The 23,610-nt window shown below is 62.6% G+C and carries 22 protein-coding genes; 14 read left to right on the forward strand and 8 right to left on the reverse strand.

The features are described 5' to 3' along the window. Positions 1-30: 30 nt before the first annotated feature. A complete protein-coding gene (locus tag B0G57_RS06500) occupies positions 31-1,236 on the reverse strand; it encodes an acyl-CoA dehydrogenase family protein (protein WP_102606870.1) in 1,206 nt (401 codons plus the stop codon). 44 nt (positions 1,237-1,280) lie between these two features. After that, entirely contained in the window at positions 1,281-2,522 is a 1,242-nt protein-coding gene (locus tag B0G57_RS06505) for an acyl-CoA dehydrogenase family protein (RefSeq protein WP_102606871.1), read from the reverse strand. 342 nt (positions 2,523-2,864) lie between these two features. Between B0G57_RS06505 and B0G57_RS06510 the strand changes: the two genes are divergently transcribed. The 5 genes from B0G57_RS06510 to B0G57_RS06530 all read left to right on the forward strand — a co-directional run bounded on the left by B0G57_RS06510 (position 2,865) and on the right by B0G57_RS06530 (position 8,114). Next, the gene (locus B0G57_RS06510; protein ID WP_102606872.1) at positions 2,865-4,052 is read left to right on the forward strand and encodes an NAD(P)/FAD-dependent oxidoreductase; all 1,188 of its coding nucleotides are present in this window, start codon (positions 2,865-2,867) and stop codon (positions 4,050-4,052) included. A gap of 10 nt (positions 4,053-4,062) precedes the next feature. Next, positions 4,063-4,653, forward strand: coding sequence for a HutD/Ves family protein (locus B0G57_RS06515; RefSeq protein WP_102606873.1), 591 nt, complete (start codon positions 4,063-4,065; stop codon positions 4,651-4,653). 27 nt (positions 4,654-4,680) lie between these two features. Continuing rightward, entirely contained in the window at positions 4,681-5,430 is a 750-nt protein-coding gene (locus B0G57_RS06520; protein WP_102607083.1) for an electron transfer flavoprotein subunit beta/FixA family protein, read from the forward strand. Then, a complete protein-coding gene (locus B0G57_RS06525; RefSeq protein ID WP_102606874.1) occupies positions 5,431-6,360 on the forward strand; it encodes an electron transfer flavoprotein subunit alpha/FixB family protein in 930 nt (309 codons plus the stop codon). A gap of 428 nt (positions 6,361-6,788) precedes the next feature. After that, positions 6,789-8,114, forward strand: a complete 1,326-nt coding sequence (locus B0G57_RS06530; protein WP_102606875.1) for an MFS transporter — start codon at positions 6,789-6,791, stop codon at positions 8,112-8,114. 73 nt (positions 8,115-8,187) lie between these two features. Here B0G57_RS06530 and B0G57_RS06535 read toward each other — a convergent pair whose 3' ends face one another. Further along, positions 8,188-9,537 (reverse strand): LLM class flavin-dependent oxidoreductase, encoded by a 1,350-nt coding sequence (locus tag B0G57_RS06535; RefSeq protein ID WP_102606876.1) that lies wholly within the window; start codon positions 9,535-9,537, stop codon positions 8,188-8,190. A gap of 138 nt (positions 9,538-9,675) precedes the next feature. After that, positions 9,676-10,899 (reverse strand): acyl-CoA dehydrogenase family protein, encoded by a 1,224-nt coding sequence (locus B0G57_RS06540; protein ID WP_102607084.1) that lies wholly within the window; start codon positions 10,897-10,899, stop codon positions 9,676-9,678. Between the two features lie 286 nt (positions 10,900-11,185). Between B0G57_RS06540 and B0G57_RS06545 the strand changes: the two genes are divergently transcribed. Further along, positions 11,186-12,031 carry a MetQ/NlpA family ABC transporter substrate-binding protein gene (locus B0G57_RS06545; protein ID WP_189595322.1) on the forward strand — a complete coding sequence of 282 codons (846 nt, stop codon included), beginning with the start codon at positions 11,186-11,188 and terminating at the stop codon, positions 12,029-12,031. Positions 12,032-12,075: 44 nt separating this feature from the next. On the opposite strand, the gene B0G57_RS06550 is transcribed toward B0G57_RS06545, so the two are convergent. Further along, entirely contained in the window at positions 12,076-12,975 is a 900-nt protein-coding gene (locus tag B0G57_RS06550) for a helix-turn-helix domain-containing protein (RefSeq protein ID WP_102606877.1), read from the reverse strand. Between the two features lie 195 nt (positions 12,976-13,170). Between B0G57_RS06550 and B0G57_RS06555 the strand changes: the two genes are divergently transcribed. Then, positions 13,171-14,058: an NmrA family NAD(P)-binding protein gene (locus tag B0G57_RS06555; RefSeq protein WP_102606878.1), complete on the forward strand. Its 888-nt coding sequence runs from the start codon at positions 13,171-13,173 to the stop codon at positions 14,056-14,058. A 42-nt stretch (positions 14,059-14,100) separates the two neighbouring features. Here the strand turns inward: B0G57_RS06555 and B0G57_RS06560 are convergent, their stop codons facing one another. After that, the gene (locus tag B0G57_RS06560; protein WP_223258625.1) at positions 14,101-14,691 is read right to left on the reverse strand and encodes a hypothetical protein; all 591 of its coding nucleotides are present in this window, start codon (positions 14,689-14,691) and stop codon (positions 14,101-14,103) included. A gap of 358 nt (positions 14,692-15,049) precedes the next feature. On the opposite strand from B0G57_RS06560, the gene tauA reads away from it, so the two are divergent. Genes tauA through tauC form a run of 3 tightly spaced genes read left to right on the forward strand, consistent with a single transcriptional unit; the run spans position 15,050 to position 17,744 of the window. Then, positions 15,050-16,051 (forward strand): taurine ABC transporter substrate-binding protein, encoded by a 1,002-nt coding sequence (gene tauA, locus B0G57_RS06565; protein ID WP_102606879.1) that lies wholly within the window; start codon positions 15,050-15,052, stop codon positions 16,049-16,051. A 42-nt stretch (positions 16,052-16,093) separates the two neighbouring features. Continuing rightward, on the forward strand, positions 16,094-16,876 hold the full coding sequence (locus B0G57_RS06570; protein ID WP_102606880.1) for a taurine ABC transporter ATP-binding protein: 783 nt from the start codon (positions 16,094-16,096) through the stop codon (positions 16,874-16,876). 1 nt (position 16,877) lies between these two features. Next, complete coding sequence (gene tauC / locus B0G57_RS06575) at positions 16,878-17,744, forward strand: taurine ABC transporter permease TauC (protein ID WP_223258626.1); 867 nt, start codon at positions 16,878-16,880, stop codon at positions 17,742-17,744. A 162-nt stretch (positions 17,745-17,906) separates the two neighbouring features. On the opposite strand, the gene B0G57_RS06580 is transcribed toward tauC, so the two are convergent. Next, positions 17,907-19,310 (reverse strand): FAD-binding oxidoreductase, encoded by a 1,404-nt coding sequence (locus B0G57_RS06580; RefSeq protein WP_102606881.1) that lies wholly within the window; start codon positions 19,308-19,310, stop codon positions 17,907-17,909. Continuing rightward, a complete protein-coding gene (locus B0G57_RS06585; protein WP_102606882.1) occupies positions 19,307-20,290 on the reverse strand; it encodes an isopenicillin N synthase family dioxygenase in 984 nt (327 codons plus the stop codon). The genes B0G57_RS06580 and B0G57_RS06585 overlap by 4 nt, the downstream gene beginning before the upstream one ends. Before the next feature lie 241 nt (positions 20,291-20,531). On the opposite strand from B0G57_RS06585, the gene B0G57_RS06590 reads away from it, so the two are divergent. The 4 genes from B0G57_RS06590 to B0G57_RS06605 are packed head-to-tail and all read left to right on the forward strand — an operon-like array spanning position 20,532 to position 23,610. Next, positions 20,532-21,359, forward strand: coding sequence for a transporter substrate-binding domain-containing protein (locus tag B0G57_RS06590; RefSeq protein ID WP_102606883.1), 828 nt, complete (start codon positions 20,532-20,534; stop codon positions 21,357-21,359). 37 nt (positions 21,360-21,396) lie between these two features. Then, on the forward strand, positions 21,397-22,047 hold the full coding sequence (locus B0G57_RS06595) for an amino acid ABC transporter permease (protein ID WP_102606884.1): 651 nt from the start codon (positions 21,397-21,399) through the stop codon (positions 22,045-22,047). 10 nt (positions 22,048-22,057) lie between these two features. Further along, positions 22,058-22,720 (forward strand): amino acid ABC transporter permease, encoded by a 663-nt coding sequence (locus B0G57_RS06600; protein ID WP_102607088.1) that lies wholly within the window; start codon positions 22,058-22,060, stop codon positions 22,718-22,720. Between the two features lie 20 nt (positions 22,721-22,740). Next, complete coding sequence (locus B0G57_RS06605) at positions 22,741-23,610, forward strand: amino acid ABC transporter ATP-binding protein (protein ID WP_102606885.1); 870 nt, start codon at positions 22,741-22,743, stop codon at positions 23,608-23,610.

Genomic DNA, 23,610 nt, shown 5'->3' on the forward strand with positions numbered 1-23,610 from the left:
ATACGTTGATTTCGAGTTAAACGAGCGATGTCAGGAATAGAAGGACGGCGTGGGGAACCGCTCGTTGAGCGCCCAGTCGCCGAGCTCGCGCACCTTGTAGTCGAGCGGGTCATGAAGCGTATGGACGCGCAGGTTCCGCCAGTACCGATCGAACCTCAGCCGGGCTGTGGTCGCACGCGGGCCCGTGACTTCGAACATCCGATTCGCAACGTCAAGCCCCGCCCGCGCCGCCGACACCTTCGCGGCCGCCACGGCGATAGCAACCTTGCCTCGTTCGCTTTCCGTCAGCGCGGTGCCGCGTTGCCATGCTTCGTCAAAGAGATCGGCAGCCCGATCGGCCAGTAGCCGCGCACCTTCGAGCGCAAGCCAGAAATCGCCGTAATGCGCAAGCACGTATTGATCCTCGCGAACACTCGGTGCCGGCGATGCGACCCAGGCTCGCCCGCTCTTCAGCGTGAATTCGCGAGCCTCATGCAAGGCACCCACGCCCAGCCCCAGATAGATATTCGCGAGAATCAGTTGGGCGAGCAGCGGCCGCAGGCAGGCAAACGGTGTCGATAACGGCCCCGGGTCGAGCAGCAGTTCGCCTCGCTCGATTTCGACATTCTCAAAAACGACCGTTCCGCTGTCTGTTTGACGCTGGCCCATGTTGTCCCAGTCGTCGATGACCGAGATGCCTTTTCTCGCAGTCGGCACGACGGCAATCAGCAGGCGTCCGTTCGAATCGAATGCCGACGCGAGCAATCTGTCCGAATCGGCCGCCCCCGAGCAAAACGTCTTACGTCCTGTAAAGACATAGCCGCCGCCCGAGGCCGGCTCGCCGGGGGTTGCCGTCGTGCCCCTGTCGAGTGGATTGAGCGCATTACCCCAGAACCAGCGGTGCTCGACGGTTTGCTCGAGCCACGGGCGCCACTGCGCAGGTTGTCCGAACAGGCGCGCAGTGGCGAGCAACAGGTGATGAAAGGCGAACAGGTGTGCGATCGAACTGTCGACGCGCGCGAAGCGGCGAACGACGTCGAGCGTCGAGCGCCAGTCGGCGCTCAACCCTCCGAGGTCGGCTGGAACCGTGAGGCTCAGGAGCCCGCTGCTGCGTAGAAGATTTCGCTCATTGATAGCCGTCCCCCCGACCTCATCACGAGTCGCCGCAGTTTCAGCGAGCGAGTTCGAAACGGCATCCACGACATCGCTCCATGGTGGTGTCGTTGCGTTTGCGCGATCGATAGAAAGAAGTGTCATTAACGCATGCGGAAAAAAATTGACGGGCTGCTCCCCGGCGGAACCTACTGCGACTTGCCCTTGCCGATCTGCCAGACGTATGGCGGCTCCGTGCGATTGATTTCCCAGGCGCCGACGATGCGCTCCTTGTAGATGATCGGATTGTGCGATGCCACTGTGCGGGCGTTTCGCCAATGCCGATCGAGCAGCCTGGACTCGCTTGTCCCGGAGGCGCCTAGCGCATTGAAAAGATCGGTTGTCGCTTGAAGGACGAGTGACGTCACGGCAATCTGACCTCTTGCGGAATCGAGCTCCGCGGCGATATTCGCGTCGCGCTCCTCTCGCTCGTCGCCACCGAAACGCGCTTCGTAGGCCCGCTGTGAGGCCTGCGCCGCGCTGACTGCCGTTGCGTCAGCGGCAAACACCCGCGCCGCGACCTGGCCGACGACCTGTTGAACCTGCACGTCCTGGCTGACCGATGACGCGTTTCCGTGACTGAAGACGCGCCGGCGCTCGCGAACTTCGCGCGAGATGTCGCGCAACGCTGCGCGCCCCGCTCCAGCGGTAGTCGCAAGCAGGACCAGCTGATAGAACGCCGTCTGATATTTGAAGCGCGTCGAAAAGTCGATGATGTTCTCTTCGTCGACGTGCGCGGCTTCGAATACCGTCGTTCCACTGCCTGTCGTACGTTGCCCGAATCCGTCCCAGTCGTCGGTCGTTCTCACGCCCGGCTGATGCGTGCTCACCGCCGCAATCACGTCGGTCCCATCCGGGTCGCGGCGTGCATAGACGTCGATCCAGTCCGCGAAGATGCTGCCCGTCGTGTAGTACTTCGTTCCATTGACGACCCAACCGTTTCCGTTGCGCGAAACACGGGTGATGACGTCGCCGATCGCCACATCTCCAACCTCCGTCCACGCGTTACCGAAAATCTCACCGGCAACGAAGCGCCGGAACCATGTGTCGCGGTTCGCGCTTGCCGGCGCATTGAGACGATCCTCGACGAAAGCGAAATGACCGCGCAGTGCCTGCGGCAATGCCGAGTCCGCTTCCCCAAGCTCGATGAGCAATTGCACGAGTTGCGGCAGCGACAAACCGGCACCACCGTACTCGACGGGGACTCGCACCGCGCCGAAGCCAGCCTGCTTGAGCCAGGCGATTTGCTCATGGGGAAGCGAGCGTTCGCGTTCGCGCTCTATTGCGCCCTCGGCAATACGATCGAAGATCGGGCGAAAACGCGAAGCAACCTGCTCGTAATCGGCACCTCGCGAGAGAATGGGCGCGTCGTTGGAGTGGGAAAAAGTCATGGAATGCGTGAGCGTGAGTTGAAAGTGAGCCCGTCAAAGTGACGCTACGCATAAACTATCAGCGACCCGCGGCGCGACCAAACGAGGTTTTGGCACATCGTTATTCCTTCGGACAACGAATAGATTTCAGTGTGGTTCATTCAAACCCGCCCTCCGATATCACATGTTCGGGTGCGAAGCGCGAATAGGCATCAACGCGCGAGAACCGCCTGCGCTGCGGCGGCTCTTGCCTCGCGATGGCAAGGTTCGCTTCTGCTAAGCATCGATTCCGCTTATATTCTCGTGCCCCGGATTTCCTCGCCTCACACTTCGTCCATGCCTTGCTCGAAAAGGGAACGGACCGTGAACACTTATGACGTTGTTGTGATTGGCGCCGGTGTCATTGGCAGCTCGGTGGCTTTCCAACTGTCCAAATTGGGCGCGAAGAAGGTCCTGGTCGTCGACCGGGGAACCATCGGTGCCGGAACGACCTCGCAATCGTCGGGCATTCTGCGGACCCACTACTCGGTCAAGGAGAACGTCGAGCTCGCTCGCAAATCGTGGGAGGTGTTCAACGATTTCTCGACGTACCTCGGCGACGACGAAGCTTCATGCGGCCTAGTGAAGTGCGGCTATATGATCGTGGCTAGCGAGGGGGACAAGGTCGAACCGCTGCGCGCGTCGCTCGCCCAGCAAAAGGCTCAAGGCATCCCGCTCGAGTTGCTCGATGCGAAGCAGGCGAACGAACTGCTGCCAATCGCACAGTTCGACGATGCGGCGCTCATCGGCTATGAACCGGAAGCCGGCTTCGCCGATGCCTATCTCGTGGCCACGAGCTTCGCGCGCGCCGCGCGCCGCGGCGGCGTGACAGTCCGGGAAAACGTCACGGTGAACAAGATCCTGTTCGATAACGACAAGGTTGTCGGGGTATCGACCAGCATCGGCGATTTCGCCACTTCGACGGTCATCAGCACGCAGAACATTTGGACGCCCGAGCTGGCAGGCTGGACGGGGCGCGACCTTCCGCTCATGCCCGAGCGCCACGCCGTCCTCGCGCTCGAATGCGAAGCCGCCAAGTACACCTATTCGATGCCCGTCTTCAAGGACCTGGCATCGACCGGCATGCTCTATTACCGCAGTTACGGCGGCAATCAGATGCTCGTCAGCGAAGGCGTCGTCGGTGAAAAGCTCAACACGGCCGAAACTGAGCAAGGCGACATTCCGATGGATTACGTAGTCGAGGTAGGCGCGCAAGTGGCGGAACGCTTCCCCGAATACGAGACGGCCGGGATCGCTTCGTCCTGGACGGGCGTGTATGACGTCACGCCCGACTGGAACCCCGTGCTCGGCAAGCTTCCCGGCATCGAGGGCCTCGTCGTGGGCTATGGGTTCTCCGGCCACGGTTTCAAGCTCTCGCCAACGGTTGGCCGTGTTCTCGCGCAAGAAGCGCTCGGCCTGCCGACTGACGTTTCGCTGAAGCCGTACTCGATCGAACGGTTCACGACGGGCGAATTGTTGACGGGCAAGTACGGCCTGGGCGCCGTGTCCTGAGACGCCAACGATGTCTGCCATCGAGATCCGTCCGCTCTCCGCGGTACCCGCGGAACCATGGCGAAACGGCGGCGGAATCACGAGAACCCTCGCGGCAAAAGATGGCGAGTGGCGAATCAGTCTCGCCGAGGTCGAGCGCGATGGTCCTTACTCCCGCTTCGACGGCATCACGCGCGTTTCTTTCGTCGTGCGCGGCAGCGGCGTGACGCTGCGTCATGAAGCGTCGGCCGTCGCGCTGAAGCCGTTCGAGGCCGCCGAGTATGACGGCGGAACGGCGTGGAATGCAGCGCTCATGAATGGGCCGGTCACGGTATTGAACGTGATGAGCTCCTCTGGCCGGTATCGAGCGAAAGTGCTTGCGATCCGGGAGGCGACGATCGTTCCGCCCGGTTGTGCGGCCGTCGTTGTTGCGCTCGACAGCGCGTGCAGCTATAGCGAGCAGCCGACCTCGGCGGCCGGCACCTGCGAGCCGGGGCAGGCGATGGTCGTATATCTGGTCGATCGGCCTCTGTGGCTTGCGCCTGCCGTGTGCGCGTCAGTGCCAGCCCATGAGATCAGGCCGCCTGTGCTCGTCGTCATCGAGCGGGCCGTGATTCGCTGAACGATTGAAATAGTGGAGATCGCAAAAATGAAGGTGATTACGGCAGTCAAGCGCGTTGTCGATTACAACGTCAAGGTTCGCGTCAAGTCAGATCAAAGCGGCGTCGATATCGGCAACGTAAAAATGTCGATGAACCCTTTCGATGAGATCGCCACGGAAGCGGCGACCCGCCTCAAGGAAGCGGGGAAGGCGACGGAGGTCGTTGCCGTCTCGTGCGGCGTCGCGCAAAGCCAGGAAACGCTGCGCACGGCGCTGGCGATCGGCGCCGACCGGGGCATCCTGGTCGAGACCGATGTCGAGCTGCAGCCGCTCTCCGTGGCGAAACTGCTCAAGGCGGTCATCGATCGCGAGCGCCCTGAGCTCGTCATTCTCGGCAAACAGGCAATCGATGACGATGCGGGACAAACGGGCCAACTGCTCGCCGCCCTGCTCGACTGGCCGCAAGCCACGTTCGCCAGCAACATCGAGATCGGCGACGGCACGGCAACGGTCACGCGGGAAGTGGACGGCGGACTCGAGGTCGTCTCTCTGCGTCTTCCCGCCATCGTCACGACCGATCTTCGCTTGAACGAGCCTCGCTACGTCACGCTGCCGAACATCATGAAGGCGAAAAAGAAGCCGATCGAAACGATCAAGCCCGCGGATCTCGGCGTCGACCCGGCACCACGCCTGAAGACGCTCAAAGTCGTCGAGCCGCCGGTTCGCAAGACGGGTGCCCTCGTTGCGAACGTAGCCGCGCTCGTCGAGAAATTGAAAACCGAAGCAAAGGTGATCTGAATGCCTACCCTCGTCATTGCCGAACACGACAACGTCCAACTGAAGAGCTCGACGCTCAATGCGATTTCGGCCGCACGTGCGCTGGCGAACGGCATTCACGTGCTGGTTGCGGGCAGCGGCGCGCGCACCGTAGCCGAGGCGGCGACAAAGATCGAGGGCGTGGACAAGGTCGTCCTCGTCGATGCTCCGCATCTCGCCGACGGCCTCGCGGAAAACCTCGCTGCACAGGTGATCGCCCTTGCGAAGGACTACACGCATGTCTTCTTTCCCGCCACGGCCGCGGGCAAGAATACGGCACCGCGTGTTGCCGCGAAGCTCGACGCATCGCAGATTTCGGACGTCATCGCGATCGACTCGGCCGATACGTTCCAGCGCCCGATCTACGCCGGCAACGTCATTGCGACCGTGCAGTCGCCGGACCCCATCAAGGTCGCGACGATTCGCACCACCGCTTTTGAAGCAGCGGCCAAGGAAGGCGGCAACGCTGAAGTCGAGGAAGTCGCCGCCGTGGCCGACACGGGCTTGTCGACGTTCGTGCGCCGCGAGATTGCCGCGAACGAACGCCCGGATTTGACGGCGGCGCCCGTCGTCGTTTCGGGTGGCCGTGGCCTTGGCAGTGCGGAGAGCTTCGCGCTACTCGATCCGCTCGCCGAGAAGCTCGGCGCGGCGATCGGGGCCTCGCGCGCCGCCGTGGACTCGGGCTATGCGCCCAACGATCTGCAGGTCGGCCAAACCGGCAAGATCGTGGCGCCCGAACTCTACGTGGCGGTGGGCATCTCAGGCGCCATCCAGCATCTGGCCGGCATGAAGGACTCGAAGGTCATCGTCGCGATCAACAAGGATGCGGAAGCGCCCATCTTCGGCGTCGCCGATTATGGCCTCGTGGCCGACCTCTTCGAAGTCGTGCCCGAACTGACGAAATCGCTCTGATCAGGCAGGCAGGAGCAATCCCTCGCCGCGGCAATGCACGGACTGCCTGCATCGCCGCGGATACCATACTTCCACCACCGGCTGCGCACGCTCAGCAACGTCCGGCCGGTAATCGAACGGCGCGTTTCGCCCATCAAGGTCGAGTGATACATCTCGAGCTGCCTCGAGCTGCACCGCGTTCACACCTTGGTCGGGCTACCCTCCCCCGTTCGTCTCACGAATTCGTACCCCATTTTCCGCGACGATAGAGAGCCGCCCCATACGCGGCCGAACGCTCACTGTCTCTTACCATCTCGATAAGAGCCCGTTATCCTGATGACTTTGCGCCCGCTCCGGGGAGATGCTGTCTCCTCGCGCTGTGCGGATCGAACGCCCCTTGAACAGAGCAAGCCCGGCGTCGCAAAGACGGCGGTGACCAAGAAGGTGTCATGTCAGAGTTTCGCGAGGAATCGATTTCAGAGCCCGGCACCAGCCGGGAAAAAACGGACCTGCCCCCTCAGGAGCCCATGCGAACCGGGCCACTCTCCGAGGCCAAGCTTCTCGGGCGGCGAACGCCACCCGCCGCCGCGACGACACACCGGCCCGGCGCCCAAGCGCTCGGCGGCTATCAATCGCTCGCCGGACTGCTAAGCGGTTATGCGTTGCTCATTGTCGGCAACGGGCTTTTCCAGACGCTCATTCCCTTGCGGATGCTGCATGCCGACGTATCGACGTTCGTCGTCGGGCTGGTGCAATCGTGCTACTACGGCGGATTCGTGGTCGGTGCGGTATGCAACCGCCGGCTCATCGACAGGATCGGCCAGCACCGGACGTTCGTTGCTTTCTCAGCGGCCGTGGCCATCCTTGCACTGGCGTTCAACGTCTTCGAGTCGCCCTTGGCATGGGCGCTCATCCGGTCGCTGACCGGTTTTGCGTTCATGGGACTGTATACGTCGATCGAGAGTTGGCTCAGCGGAACATCCCGCAACGAGAACCGGGGACAAATCTTTGGCTTATACGCGGGCCTCAACTATCTGGCGGTCGGGACAGGGCAATTCCTGCTGCACCTCGGCGACGGTCCCGACGGCCGCCTGTTCTCGCTCGTTGCCGCCCTGTTCGCCGCCGCGGTCATGCCCGTTTCGCTGTTCGAAGGGTGGCCAGTCCGCGTGGCCGACGAAAGCCTCGATCGCTTGCCGGCTCATAGCTGGCGCAACAGTCTTCGCTCGATGGCGCACGCGACGCCGCTTGCGATACCGGGCTGCATACTGGCCGGCTTTCTTTACAGCACGTTCTATTCGATGACGCCCGTGTTCCTCGCGCGCACGGGGTTCTCGACTTCCGAGCTATCGACGTTCATGGGCGTGGCGCTAATCGGTGCGCTCATTCCGCAGTGGCCGATGGGACGGCTGTCCGACCGCATCGACAGGCGGCGGCTCGTCTATACGACGGCGCAGATATCCGCGGGTCTTAGCCTGGCGCTCGTTGTTTTTCACGTGCCTGCGGTCGTCTGGGTGGCCATGCTCGCGTTTGTCGCGGTGACGTTCACGCAATATGGATTGATCGTCTCGCACGTCAACGACCGCACCGAACCCCGCCTGCGCGTCGCAGTCTCCGCCACACTTTTACTACTGTTTTCGATCGGCGGTCTGATCGGCCCCGCTATCGCTTCCCTGCTGATGACCGTCATCGGTCCGAGCGGGCTCTTTGTCTTCAACGCCCTCTCGAGCCTGTTGATGATGCTGAGCGCGAAGCGGGCCCTGCGGGCGATTCGCTAGGTGAGTGCTCGTGAGGGTAGCACCTGCCGATGGTACCTCTGCTCGACCTGCGCATCGGTACGGCGGGGGTGGGCTAGGCGCGCTTGCGCCATGACTGCGAATGGTCGGGACGCGTCAGCCCAAGGTGTTCGCGCAGCGTTGTACCTTCGTATTCGCTGCGGAAAATGCCGCGTTTCCGAAGGATCGGCACGACGCCGTCCACGAAGTCGCGCAGGCCGCTCGGCAGAGCATCCGGCATCAGATTGAAGCCGTCGGCCGCGCCGCCATTGAACCATCGCTCGATGTCGTCCGCGATCTGCTCGGGCGTACCGACGATCACACGATGGCCGGTTCCGCCCGCGAGCGAGCGGATCAATTCGCGCACGGTGTAGCCATGCCGGCGAGCCTGAGCGATGGTCGCGTGAAAAAACGTATGGTTCCCATTGCCGCCCGCGGGCAGCGTGAGGTCGTCGGGCAACGGCTCGTCGAGCTTCAGCCGCTCCACGTCGATACCGAGCGTGCCGGCCAGGCGGTTGAGGCTGTAGCGCCATGGAATCTGGTCGATCAAATCGTCTCGGCGGCGCACAGCTTCGGCTTCGGTCGAGCCAATGATCGTCGTGAGACCGGCCAGCACTTTCACGCCCTGCCGACCGTATGCAGCAGCGCGTGCATTGAGGTCTCGCCGGTACGCCGCTGATTCCTCGAAGGACTGCGAAGCCGAAAACACGGCTTCCGCATGCCGTGCGGCCAGATCGCGTCCATCCGGCGAGCCGCCCGCCTGCAGCACGACGGGATGTCCTTGCGGTGATCGCGGCAAATTGAGCGGCCCCTGCACATCGAAGTACCGGCCCCGATACCCAACGGCATGCACTTTCGACACGTCGACGAAACGGCCACCCGCCTTGTCGCCCACGAACGCATCGTCCTCCCAGCTGTCCCAAAGCACCTTCACGAGCTCGGTGAATTCGGCGGCACGCTGATATCGCTCCGCATGGTCGGGTACGGCATCGCGGCCGAAGTTGCGCGCGGACGGTAAGTCTGCCGTCGTTACGACGTTCCACCCCGCACGCCCATTGCTCACGTGATCGAGCGTCGCGAATCGCCGCGCGATGTTGTACGGCTCGTTGTAGCTGGTCGATGCTGTCCCGATGACGCCAATGTGCGTCGTCGCGGCCGCAATGCTGGCGAGCAGCACCGTCGGCTCGAGCGCAGTGATCGGGCGGAAATCGATCTGGTCGACAATCGCCGCATTGTCCGCGAGAAAGACCGCATCGAGTTTGCCCTCCTCTGCGATCTGGGCGACGCGCACGTAGTGATTCACGTCGACGAACGCGCGCGGGTTCGCATCGTCGAGCCGCCACGCCGACGGGACAAAACCCGAGTGAAGGATGTTGACGTTTAGATGCAGGCGACGCGGCACTGCCTCTGTCTTGACACGGCTCATCGTCTAGCAAACCCCGGTTGAACGCAACGCGGATATTGTCGAATGCCGGCCCACCCGCCGCCACTAAGAAATCGGCACATCGATATGCGGTTGCGCGGTATGCATCGTGCGATGCCTCGCCGCGCGTACCGTTCTTCTTTAAAAAACCCGGCCTTCCGTCAAATGCGTCGTCACGCCGTTCAGCTCGTAGTCGCCGATCACGCGCGCTTTATGCGTCAGCGGATTGTGGCTGAAGATCGTACGCAGGTTGCGCCAGTGACGGTCGAAGTTGTGCGCGCGCGAGGTTGCCGATGCGCCGCCTGCTTCGAACATGCGCTCGGCCGCATACAGCGCCAGTTTGCTGACGACCAGTTGCGTGCGTGCCGTCGCGAGCGCACCTTCGAGCACGAGCGCTTCCGCACCGGGATCGCCGTTGCGGATTGCCTGCGAAGAGCGCTCCAGCACGCGGGCGTTGTCGCGCACGAGTGCGTCGATCGTATGGCTGTGAGCTGTCAGCTCGCCGATGACCTGCTGGATGAACGCGTCTTCTCGCGCGAACGGCGCAGGGCTATGCAGCACGGGGCGGCCATGCCGCAGTACGTAGTATTTGGCGTCCGCCACCACGTTGCGCACGATCCCCGCGCCCACCGCCACAAGATGCAACTGTCGCAGCGCGCTGCAGTGGCGGCCAACCAGTGACGTCTGCACGCGAGGCGTCACCTCTTCTTCGCGAACAAGCATGTTGTCGAATTCAAGGCTGCCGCTTGCCGTCATCCTCTGGCCCATTCCGTCCCAGTCGTCGAGCACGCTAAAGCCTTCACGTTTGACGGGGACGATGGCGATCACGGCGTTGCCGTTCTCATCGTGCAGGTTCAGGCGTGCGAAGTCGGAGAACGCCGTGCCCGTCGCATAGTATTTGCGGCCGCTCAGCCGAAAATGCTGGCCGTCGCGGCGCAGTTGCGTCGTAATTTCACCAGGGCGCGACGTCCCCAGTTCTGTCGATGCACCGCCGAAAATCGCGCCGTCCGCGATCCTCTTGATCTGCGCTTCGTTGAACGGTGTGCGCGGCGAAAGAAGCAACGTCTCGGTCTGGTCGAAATGAATGCGCAACGCGTGCGCAAGGTTGCTCTCCTGCGCAGCGAGCGTGGCAATCACATGAAACTCGTCTTCGAGCAAGCCGCCGAGGCCTCCCCATTCAACAGGCAGGCGTAAACGCCCGAGGCCCGATTGCCGGAAAAGCGCGAAGGCATCGAACGGCAGTTCGCGTCGTGCCTCGCGCGCCGCGGCGCCTTCGCCGATGGCTTTTGCGAGCGCCGGCAGCCCGGCGAGTGATGCCTGGAGCGGCGCACGCGCGGCAGAATTCGAGAGGTGTTGAGCGGGCATCAGTTGTTCCTCGTTTTGTGACATGCAGGCCGGCACGCGCACCGAACAGCGAAGCTTCGACGGCAGACAAGCGTTCGAGTATAGGGACGCGCCTTCGCTCGAGTAACAACGGATTTGCGCTTACGTTATTCGCGTGGCGGAAATGGCGTGAGCACATTCGATACGTACAGCAGGCAGCGATCCGGATAACACTAAGACGGCTATCGATTGATGGATTCGTTCTTTGACCACGGCAAACGCGCTTCACGATAATCGGCATCAGATAAATATGATGAGGAAGGTCTTGATGCACAGGCTCACCGTTTTCACGCGCCTCGCCACGATCGCAATCAGTGCGGTCCTTTTTTTGTCCTCAAACGCAACACATGCCGCCGACGATACAGCAGCGACACCACATCAGACGCTGCGTATCGGTTTCGTTCCCGGCCCGTATGCCGACGAGTTTCGTCAGGGTATCGAGCCGCAACTGCTACGCAGGGGCTATAAAGTGCAGTACGTTGAATTCAGCACTGGCCTCGAAGCGAATCACGCCGTCTATAGCGGCGAAATCACCGCTGATGTGATGCAGCACAGCGTGTACCTCAAGTCGTACAACGATCGCAACGGCACCGATCTCGTCCCTGTCGTACAGGTGCCGACGCCGCCGATGGGCCTTTATTCGACGAAGCATCGTTCGCTCGCCGAGGTGAAGCGCGGTGCGACGATCGCCGTGCCGAACGATCCCGTCAACATGGAGCGTGCGCTGAAGATCCTGCAGAACATCGGCTGGATTCGCATCCGACCGAATCCCAATCCTGTCGATGTGACCGAGCACGATGTCATCGCGAATCCGGGCGGCATCCGCATTGTGCCGCTCGAATCCGCCCAGGCGCCGCGCGCGCTCGAGGATGTCGACTATGCGGCGATCCAGGGAAACTTCGCGATTGCGAGCGGTCATCGCCTCGTCGACGCACTTGCGCTGGAGCAGATGACATCGCCGTATGTCAATCAGGTCGTCGTGAAGGCGACCAACCGCAATTCACGCGCGACGGCCGATATCGTGGCCGCTTACCAATCGGATGAATTCCGCCATGCGATTCTCGACAATCACGCTTTTGACGGCTTTCGCCTGCCCGACTATTTTCATCGGTAAGCGATGCCGCAAAGCACGATCCGCATACCCCATTCTCCGCTTATCTAGCGTGACACGATCAGCGGCCTCCCACCTTGCGCTGCGTCTTCGCGCGCGATATCGCGCGGCGTGACGCCGAGCAGCCGCTTCATCCAGCTCGCCATGTGGCTCTGATGCGCGAAGCCGACTTCGAGCGCGACCTGGCTCGCGCTCAGCCGGCCGTCTATGAGCAGCGCCTTCGCGTGCTCGACACGCCGCTCGACGACATACCGATGCACCGGCAAACCAAATGTCTCGCGAAACAGCACTTTGAAATGCGGCACGCTCAGTTGGACGAGCGAGGCAAGGCTGGCGAGCGTCAACCGTTCTTCCAGATGCGCCTCGATGTAGTCGGTGACACGCGCCGCCGCGCGTGGCATCAGCGTGCGCCGTCTTTGACTGGGTGACGCAGTCGCGGCCGCGAGCCGCACGACGATCGCCGTGCAGAGGCTCTCGGCATAGAGCGGATCCGACGCGTCTTCGGCTTCGAGTTCGGCGCGCAACGCCCACGTCAAATGCTCAAGGCGCGGATCGCGTACCTGGTCGCGATACCGGATCTGTGCGTCGGAAGCGCGCAGGCCGAGCTGGTCGAACGTGTTGCGGACGAACTCGTCCGTCATCCAGATCTGCAGGACCGTACAGCTCGCGTCGTCGCGCCATTCGCCCTCGAGCCCCGCTGGAATCACATTGGTGTCGCCATGCGCCTGGATGCGCATAGAGCGCTTGCCATCGCACCGGCAGTCCGCTCTGACCGGTGCGCCCACATGCACACCGATACGGTGCACATCGAGCGCCGGAATGCGATGCAAACCGGCCGCAATGCCCAGCAATTGCGCGCCGAAGCCCGACCAGCCGAGCGATGCGCTCGAGTGCAGGCTCACGCGGGTCGCAGAGTCCGGAATCAACGAGGAAGTGACGGCTTTCATTGGTTATGCCTTTCGATCCATCGAATCGAAGCATTGTGCTGCGGTTTGCGATTTTTTGCCGAGCCCTGCATGGTGCCTGCCGTCTCGCGTGCGCCGATCGTCATCCAAATCTGCTCTTGAGTATCCTTACCTGCGCGTTTGGGCAAGCACAGCGGCTTACGCTTGAAGTCCTCTCATCGATCGAGGAGTCGAGCAATGTTCGTGATTTTCGGAGCGTCGGGCAAAGTGGGGCGCACATCAGCGGCGGAACTGCGGCGCGCGGGTCAGCCCGTGCGTGCGGTAGTGAGAAATGCGGCCCAAGGCGAACCGCTCGCACGCATAGGCTGCGAAATCGTGTTGGGCGATTTGACGGATGGCGCGTCGGTGAGTCGCGCGCTCGATGGCGCGCACAGTGTACAGATGCTGTGCCCCGTGCCGCGTGGCGAAGCCGCGCCCGCCGAAGCGATGCGGCGCATGATCGATACTGCCGCGCAGGTGCTGCGCGTCTACCCGGATCTGCATGTCGTCGCACTGTCCGACTACGGCGCCGAGCTCGATGCGAACACGGGCATCACGATGCTCTTTCATCATCTCGAAGCGCGCTTCAAGGAAGCGGTGCGGCACCTCACGCTGCTGCGCTCGTCCGAGCATATGCAGAACTGGGCGCGCGTCGTGCCCGTCGCGCTGGCGACGGGCGTACTGCCGAGCCTGCATCATCCCGTGGACCGGAAGTTCCCGATGGTGTCGGCCCATGACGTCGGCGTCGTAGCCTCTCAAGTGTTGCTCGATCGAAATACGGGCAATACGGCTCGCGTGGTGAGTGTCGAAAGCAATCAGCGTTACAGTCCGAACGATGTCGCTGAGGCGTTAAGCGAAGCGATCAACCGCGATGTCATCGCGCAGGCGTTGCCACGTGACCAATGGGCGCCAGCCCTGCTACGCGCAGGGCTGGCCACGAACCATGCCCAGCTCATCACCGATCTTTACGACGCGACCAACGCCGGGCGGATCGATGTCGAAGCCGGTATCGGCGAGCGGCGTTTCGGCGCGACGACGCTGCGCGAGGCGATCGCCGCCCTCGTGCCGGCACTCGGAACGCATTGAGCCGGATGACGGAGCGCCCTCGTTCGCGAGCAGCAATTTGCGTCAGTCTCCGTATCTGCGCTCGCGTGTGTCGTCCGCCGCCGGGCCGACAAACCGCTTGTACGCACCGATCCAGTCGCTCGCGATTGCGCTCTGCGCATCGGCCAGCGGCAGGCGCCCTTTGCATACCAGACTTTTCAGCTTGTTTTCGAGGCGGTCCTTTGCGTACGAGCCCCATCCTCCGACGACGTGGTGCGGTTGGGGCCAAAGGTTGCGCGGATCCGTCGGCGAGCCGCCGAGTTCGAGGCTCACTAGGTGGTCTTCCTCATAGTCACGCAGCCGTCGGTCGGTATAGCCGTATGCGGCGATTTGCTCTCGCTTGAGGCGCCGCGTGTAACCTTCCTCGGGCCGAATGGTGCGCGTATAGCCCTTCACGCAAATCGTAGAATGTATCGTCGCCTGTGTCACATCGGGATTCAGTACGCCCGGCGTCAATCGCGGCTTGGGTACCGCCTGCGCCAGCGGAAACAACACGGCGTAAGCCCCCTCGGCATCATCCACACCGCCAGCGTTACGGGTGGCATGTGCGTTCGCACACAGCAAGCTCGCGGTTGCGAGAACAGCAATCGAGATCGTCTTCATTTTTTGGTTCATGCGTTTCCTGCACAGTTAGTACGCCGTGCAGTATGCCATCTGGACGACGGGTATACACGTCCAGTTGTTCCATGTCGGCGGTGACGATGCTCATCGCTTTGCCAACCTCGTCTCTGCAGCCTTTCGTGGTTGTGTCTCGGGTCTACCGTTGCTGTCACGCCAGGTTTATCGACCCAGCCGACCATTTCTTGAGCTCGGCACAGACCAGTGCAGGCGGACGACGTGCGTCACGATATCCGGGAACGTCTGCCCGAATTCTCTCTAATTGCCCATACATATATGCAATTGATGTTTCGTTGGTTAGCCGTAATCGGCCTCAGCGATAACCTCTTTATTCCGACCGGAACGACATACCACAATGACAATCAAACGACTCTTTCATGGCATTGCCGCCCAGGCGGCCTTGGCGACACTCATTTCTCACGGCGTCGCCGCACACGCGGAAACCGTCAACATTGCCTATCAATACGGCGCCGATCCTGCAAAGCTCGCTCAGGCAAGCGCTGCCTACGAAAAGGCAACGGGCTGGACCATCAACTGGCGGCGTTTCGATACCGGCGCCGATGTCGTAGCGGCCCTCGCGTCCGGGGACATCCAGATCGGCGACGTCGGTTCCAGCCCGTTCGCCGCGGCAGTAAGCCGCGGCGTTCCCGTCGAGGCGGTGGCGCTAAACGCAATCACGGGTGGCTCGGAAGCGCTCGTTGCGCGCAACAGCGCGCATATCGACAAGCCGCAGGATCTCATCGGCAAAACGATTGCCACTCCATTCGTCTCGACTTCGCATTACAGCCTCCTCGCGGCGCTTCAGCATTGGGGCATCCGTTCAGACCAGGTCCACATCGTCAATCTCGGCCCCACGGAAATCATCGCTGCATGGACGCGCGGGGAAATCGACGCCGCGTATACGTGGGATCCAGCACTCGGCAAGGCCAAGGAAACGGGACACGTACTCGTCGATTCCACGCAGGTTGGCAAATGGGGCGCGCCCACGTTCGACCTATGGGTTGTGCGTAAGGACTTCGCGCAGGCGCATGCCGATTTCGTAAAGAAGTTCGTGGGTGTGACACTGCATTCGATCGCCGATTACCGCGCGAACGGAAGATCGTGGACAAGCGCGTCGGGTCAGGTAGCGGCCATAGCCAAGTTGAGCGGCGCGAGCGCGGCCGACGTGCCGCAATTGCTCGCCGGCAATCAATACCCGGACGCGAAGGAACAGGCTTCGTCCGCTCTTCTGGGCGGCGGCACCGCCAAAGCGGTTGCCGCGACCGCGCACTTTCTCCGTGAGCAGAAGAAGATCGACCAGACACTGCCGGACTACAGCACTGCGATCAATTCCAGTTTTGTCACGGCGACCAAATGAGCGACTCGCATCTCCCGACGCCACCCAGGTAAGGAACCAATCATGGCTGAACTGAAAGCCCAAAACGTGAGCGTAGTCTACGAAACAGCCCGTGGTGCACTGACAGCGCTCCGGGACGTGTCCGTGTCGGTGCGCAGCGGCGAGATCGTTGTGGCGTTGGGCGCGTCGGGCTGTGGAAAGAGCACCTTGCTCTCCGTGCTCGCGGGCTTCCAGACGCCGACCTCGGGGACGGTGGCGAAAGATGACGTGGTTGTCACCGGTCCTGATGCAAGCCGCGGCGTCGTCTTCCAGGACGACGCACTGATGCCCTGGCTCAATGTGATCGAGAATGTTTCGTTGGGCCTGCGGCTACGCGGCGCGGGTCGTGCGGAACGAGTGGCGCGCGCGGCAGAAGTACTCGAACTCGTCAAGCTCGGCGGTTTTGAGCAGCATCGCCTGAACGAGATTTCGGGCGGTATGCGTCAGCGCGTCGGGCTCGCGCGCGCGCTCGCCGCCGACCCGGCATTTCTGCTGATGGACGAGCCGCTTGGTGCGCTTGACGCCCTCACGCGCGAGCGCATGCAGAGCCTGCTTCTCGAAGTCTGGAACAAGACGAGCACTGGCGTATTTCTCATCACGCACAGCGTCGAAGAGGCCGTGCTGCTCGCCACTGAACTCCTGATCTTGTCTCCTCGACCAGGCCGCGTGGTTGCGCGCCATCGCCTCGACTTTTCGCGACGCTATGCGCAGGGTGAATCACTACGCTCGATTCGCAGCGATCCCGCGTTCATCCAGATCCACCTGGAACTGCTCGATCAACTCGTGCGCGAGACCGAAGGAGCGTGACATGACGATGCATTTTCCGAACTCCCCAGTTGCCGGGGCACCGGCCGGACAACCCTGGAACGACGAGCCTGAGAGCGCCGACCAAACTCGCACCGAGGCACGTTTTCATGCGGGACACGCCGCGACAACTGCGACGGTGGCGATACTGCTTGGCGCGTGGTGGACCGCAAGTCACTTGCAGTGGCTGCCGCCCGTGCTATTGCCAACGCCCGAGGTGACGCTCAGAAAGCTAGTCGTGCTGTACACCGACGGCTTCGACGACGCGACGCTTTCACAGCACCTTTTTGCCAGTCTCGGACGCATTGCGCTCGCGTTCTTTCTCGCGCTCGTCACGGCAATTCCCGCAGGGATTGCCATCGCAACCAGTCGAATCGCGCGTGGCGCCCTCGATCCCATCATCGAGTTTTATCGGCCTGTGCCACCGCTCGCCTACTTGCCGTTGATGGTGATCTGGTTCGGCATTGGCGAGCTTTCGAAGGTCCTGCTGATTTACCTGACGATCTTCGCCCCTCTGACAATCGCCACCGCTTCAGGCGCGAGCCGCGTGACGAAGAGCCGTCTTCTTGCGGCGGCGACGTTCGGCGCAACACGTCTGCAACTGCTTTGGTTTGTCGTACTGCCGAGCGCATTGCCGGAAATTCTCACGGGTGTGCGTATCGCTCTGGGTGCGGGCTGGTCGACGCTAGTCGCGGCCGAACTGATTGCGGCGACGCGCGGGCTGGGGTTCATGGTGTATTCGGCTTCGCGCTTTCTCGTCACCGATGTCGTGATCGCCGGCATCTTGCTGATAGGAATGATCGCGCTCTCGCTCGAACTCGGCTTGCGCGCGTTGCAGCGCAAGCTCACGCCCTGGCATACGGCTGAGTGACATCGCTCGAGATACCGCAACAATACTCTTTCCTTTCGTGCGATCTCTGGCGGCTCGGTTCGAAAGAGTTTTTCCGATCGGAGCGTAGCGCACGATTGCGTCCGCGGCAAAAATCATAACCCGCAGAGCCGTGCAAGCGGCTCTGCTTTCGGATGCGGCAGCTCAGATCACCTTGCCCGGATTGAGAATGCCCTTGGGATCGAGCGCCGCCTTGATCGCGCGCATGGCCGCAAGCTCTTCGGGCGAACGCGAGAACGGCAAGTAGGCGCGCTTGAGCAATCCGATGCCATGCTCCGCCGAAACCGATCCGCCATACGGCGCGAGCATCTCGTAGACAAAGGCGTAAACGTCGTCGTGCGCGACGCCCGGAATCGAATGGCCGTCCACGGTGACATGCAGGTTCGAGTCGCCGATATGCCCGAAGAAGTAGCTGCGGTTCGAAGGCCAGCGCTTATCCAGCGCCGCGCGGCACACATCGACGAACTCGCCGATGAGACCGATGGGTAGGCTCACGTCGAAGTTGACCGGATCCATGCGCGCGGGAAACTCGGCGGTGCATTCGCGCACGGCCCAAAGCGCGCGTGCATCGGCGACCGACTGCGCCAGCACCGCGTCGCGCACGAGGCCGGCATCGAGCGCCTCTGCCAGCACGGCAAAGAACGCTTCACCCTCGTCTAACGTATCGAGCCCGGCATGCTCGATCAGCGCATAGAGCGGGTGCGCCGCCGGGAACGGCGAGCGCGCGTGCGCCGTCAGGGCAACGCCGAAATCGAAGAAGTCCGGCCACATGATCTCGAACGCGCCGATGTCGTTGCCGAACCGAGCGGACAAGGACCGCAACAACTTCACCACCGCATCGTAACCATCGACCGCGACGAGCGCCGTATGGCGCCGCCCGCGCGGCGGATTCAGACGCAGCACGGCCCGCGTGATGATGCCGAGCGTCCCTTCCGAGCCGATGAAAAGCTGCTTCAGGTCGTAACCCGTGTTGTTCTTCGTCATCTTGGTCATGGAGCTCAGTACCGCGCCGCTCGCGAGCACCACTTCGAGACCGAGCACCTGATCGCGCGCCGTCCCCGACTGGATGACGCGATTGCCGCCGGCATTCGTCGCGAGGTTGCCGCCGATCTGACACGAGCCGCGCGCGCCAAGATCGAGCCCGAGTTCGAAACCCGCCGCGCTCGCGGCGTCCTGCGCGGCCTGCAGCGTGGTGCCCGCGCGCACGATCATCGTGGCGGAGGCCGGATCGATTTCGTCGATGCCCGCGAACCGCGCCAGCGACAGCGCAATATCATCGGCACGGGCGATCGCGCCGCCCGCAAGCCCGGTCATGCCGCCTTGCGGCACCACGGGCTGACCCGCTTCGTTGCAGATGGCAAGCGAGCGCGCAACCTCATCGGTCGAGCACGGCAGCAGCAGCGCCGCGGGACGCATCGGCGCATGGCCGGTCCAGTCGGTCATCGCCTGCTCGGGTATCGCCTGACCGGTGCGCACAGCCTCATCGCCGAGCGCGCCGCGCAGCGCGGCGATGACGCGCTCGAGCGTCTTTGACGATGCACCGCTCATGCAGCCGTGCCCCGCTCTGCCGCGCGCTTCTTGCGGTAGCCCATGGAGTCGTTGATGCGCCCGAGAATATAGTCGCCTGCCGCGACCGGCGCATAGCGCGACTCGGCGGCAGGCGTGCGGAGATCGACCGGATCGACGACGGCGTCGTAAGTCGGGTCATAGAACGTCGCGATCGAATAGCGTTCGCGGCCCGATGCGTTGATGACGCGATGCAACGTCGATCTGAAGCGATCGTTCGTCCAGCGCGCGAGCAAGTCGCCTACGTTCACCACGAAGCTGCCCGGCATGGGCGGCGCATCGATCCATGTGTCGCTGGCGATTTCGCGCACCTGCAGGCCGCCCACGTCGTCCTGCCACAGGAGCGTGATACAGCCGTAGTCCGTGTGCGGCGCGACGCCGAACTGGTCGGCGTCGGACTGTGGAGGTTGCGGCGGATAGTAGACCATCTGCGTGCGCTGCATGCGCTTGCCATAACGTGCCGCGAAAAACTGTTCGTCGATGCCGAGGCTCGCCGCCACGGCGCGCAGCAGATGCGCGCCGCATGCGCCGATCGCTTCGTAATAGCCGTAAAGCACCGGGCGCAACGCGGGCATGAAGTCCGGCCAATTGTTCGGCCCGCGCAGCGCCTGACCCGCCAGCACGTCGGGATCGTCTTCCGGCAGTTCCAGGCCGATGCTGAAGAATTCCTTGTAATCGGGCTTCTTCGCCTGATACATGGTCGCATCGCCGAGCGAGTTGAACCCGCGATGACGTTGATTTACCGTTGCGCGCCGCTTCGTCTCCACCGGAAACGCGAAGAACGTGCGCGCCGCCTCGGCGGCCGCGTCGATGACGGTTTGCGGCACGCCGTGGTTCACGATGTAGAAAAAGCCGATCGTGGTGCACGCCTGATGGATTTCACGCCCCGCGCGCGCAAGTGCGGCGGCATCGCCCTCGATCACGCCGGCGAAGTCGATCACGGGAATTCGGGCAGCGGGCATCGGCGGTTCCTCGCGGGTGGGGCGTGCGGCATGCACGCTTCTTACGTTGTATATACCGCCAAAACAGCACATGCAAGTTGCAATGCAAGGCGTTTTTGTCGGCCTTTTCATTGATCGGCGGACGAGCCCGCATTAGTGAAACCGAGCATCGCTTTTTTGTTCCCGTACGCAAATTTTCGCGGTATATACTGAGCCCAACGCTCGACCACCGCGCCCTCTCGCGCGCCACCGGAGACGTCTCATGAAGATGCTTGCAGGCTGGAAACGACATGTACTGATGGTCGCGCTGTGTGCCGCGAGTGCGTGCGCCTACGCTGAGGATCAGCTTGCGAAGGTGAAGAAGGCAGGCGAGCTCGTCGTCGGCACCGAAATGCAGTTCGCGCCGTTCGACTTTTTGGAGAACGGCCAGCAAGCAGGCTTCAACAAAGACCTGTTCGCCGAGATCGGCAAGGAACTCGGTGTAAAGGTGCGCTTCATCGACCTGCCGTGGCCGAGCGTGCTGCCCGGCCTCGAAGCGGGAAAGTTCGACATGGTCGGCGGCCCGCTTACGGTGACGAAGGCGCGCATGGAGCGCTATGCGTACACGCTGCCCATCGCCGATGCCACCGATGCCTTTCTCAAGCGCGCCAACGATTCGACCATCAAGCAATCATCTGATGTATCGGGCAAGGTGGTGGGCGGCGGCAAGGGTTCGGCGCAGCTCGATCAGTTGAAGGCCTACGTCGCCACGCTGCCGAAGCCGCCGGAAGTGCGTGAGTACATCGACAACAATCAGGCGTATGCGGATCTGGCGGCCGGCCGTATCGTGGCCGTGGCGAACTCGATGACCAACATCGCCTACGTGGCCAAGCAGCGGCCCGAAACGTTCGCCGTGGTGCAGCCGCCCTTCGGCGCGAAGGTGTACTTCGCCTACTGCCTACGCAAAGATGCGGACAGCAAATCGCTCCTCGATGCTTTCAACGCAGCCCTCGTGAAGCTGAACAAGGACGGCCGTCTCGCCACGCTGCAGAAGAAGTGGTTCGGCGTAGCGATGGACGTGCCTTCCACGATGCCCGTCCCGAACTACTGAAGCACGTTCCCGGATTTTTTTCAGGGAAACCGATGCCATGTTCAGCCTGAGTGTGTTCGCTCAAGGCGTGCCGCTCTTGTTGCACGCGGCGCTCGCCACGGTTGGCATTTCGCTCGCGGGCCTGTTGATCGGTTTCTTCGTCGCGGTTGCGGTGTGTAGCGCGCGGCTATCTTCCATCAAGATATGGAAGATGGCGGGCGGCGCTTACGTATTCTTCTTCCGCGGCGTGCCGATGCTCGTGCAACTGCTGCTCGTGTATTACCTGCTGCCGTTCGTGGGCATCAACGTGCCGCCGCTCGTCGCAGCCATCAGCACGGTGGCGCTCTGCTCGGCTTCCTATGTTGCTGAAATCCTGCGCGGCGGCTTCCTGAGTATTCCGCCGGGGCAGCTCGAAGCCGCGCAGATGCTGGGGCTTTCGCCGCTCGACATGTTGCGCCGTATTCAGGTGCCCCAGGCGTTCCGGCTCACGCTGCCCTCGCTGGTCAACGAGATGGTGCTGCTCATCAAGGCGTCGTCGCTGATCTCCGTCGTGGGCGTGGCCGAAATCACGCGCACCGCGCAAAACATCGCAGCGAGCAGCTATCGTCCGCTCGAAGCGTATGCCGCGGCGGGCCTCATCTACTTCGTGATCTGCGGCGCGCTTTCATTTGCCGCGCACGCCGCCGAATTACGCTTGCAGCACGCCTGAGACGGTCGACATGCAGCAATTCGATCCCACCATTCTCACGCACAATCTACCCGCCATCGGCGCGGGATTCGCGACGACGCTCGGCACGTGGGTGGTCGGTGTCGCGCTCGGCATCGTCATCGGTTTCTTGATCGCGCTCGCGCACCTCTTTTGCGGACGATGGGTGCGCGGCGCGCTGCGCGTCTATATCGAGCTCTTTCGCGGCACGCCGTTTCTCGTGCAGCTCTTTCTGCTCTATTACGGTGGGCCCTCGTTCGGCCTTACGCTCGAGCCGCTCACCGCCGGCGTTCTCGGCCTCGGGCTCTATGGCAGCGCGTATTTCGCCGAGGCCTTCCGCTCGGGCTTCGGGGCGGTGCCTCGTGGCCATCTGGAAGCGGCGTCGTGTCTCGGCCTCACGCGCTGGCAGACCGTTCGGCGCATCCAGATTCCCCAGATGCTGGTGCTGATCGTGCCCGCGTTGATCAACCTCATCATCGTGCTCAGCAAGGAAACGGCAGTGCTCTCCATCGTCACCGTGCCGGAGCTGACGTTCGTGCTGACGGGCATCGGTTCGGCGACGTTCGCATTCGTCGAGACCTTGCTTGCACTGTGCGTCTGCTATCTCGTGCTCGTCGAGCTTGCCTCGCGCGCCGGGATCTGGGTCGAAGCACGCGTGACCCGCTTTCTTGCTTGAACGTATCGGACTCGCCTGCCATGATCGATTCCCCGCTTTCTCCCTCCGAAGTCAACGAGGGGCCGATCTTCGTGAATGCGTCCGTTGCGCCGCTCGTGGAAGTGCGCGGCTTGCATAAGCGCTTCAACGAAACCGAAGTACTGCGCGGCATCGATCTCGACATCGGCAAGTCGGAAGTCGTCTGCGTGATCGGCCCTTCAGGCTCGGGCAAGAGCACGCTGCTGCGCTGTCTCGCCGGGCTCGAAACCTATGATGAAGGCGAAGTGCGCATCGAAGGCGAACTGCTCGGATACCGCGAGCGACACGGGCGGCGCGTACGCGCATCGAGCGCAGAGATCAATCGCGTGCGGCGCAATATCGGCATGGTGTTTCAGCAGTTCAATCTATGGCCTCACATGAGCGCGCTCGACAATGTAATGGAGGCGCTGCTGCGCGTGCGGCGGTTCTCGCGCCACGAGGCGCGTGCGCGCGCCGACCTGATGCTCGAGACGGTCGGCCTGTCGCACAAGGGCGATGCTTATCCGGCGAAGCTGTCCGGCGGCCAACAGCAGCGCGTGGCGATCGCGCGCGCGCTCGCGATGGAGCCGCACATCATGCTCTTCGATGAACCGACTTCGGCGCTCGATCCCGAGCTCGTCGGTGAAGTTTTGCAGGTGATGAAGCAGCTCGCGCGCGATGGCATGACAATGGCCGTCGTCACGCACGAAATGGGTTTTGCGGCGCAGGTGGCGGACAAGGTCGTGTTCATCGATCAAGGGCGCATCGCGGTGCAAGGCAAGCCGCGCGAAGTATTCCACGACGCGAAGCATCCGCGCCTGCGCCAGTTTCTGCAGAACTACTTCGATCGCAATGCGTTCTGGTCGCGGGGCGCGCAAGACGAGCCCGCTTGA

The sequence above is a fragment of the Trinickia symbiotica genome, from assembly GCF_002934455.1.
Taxonomy (GTDB): Bacteria; Pseudomonadota; Gammaproteobacteria; order Burkholderiales; family Burkholderiaceae; genus Trinickia; species Trinickia symbiotica.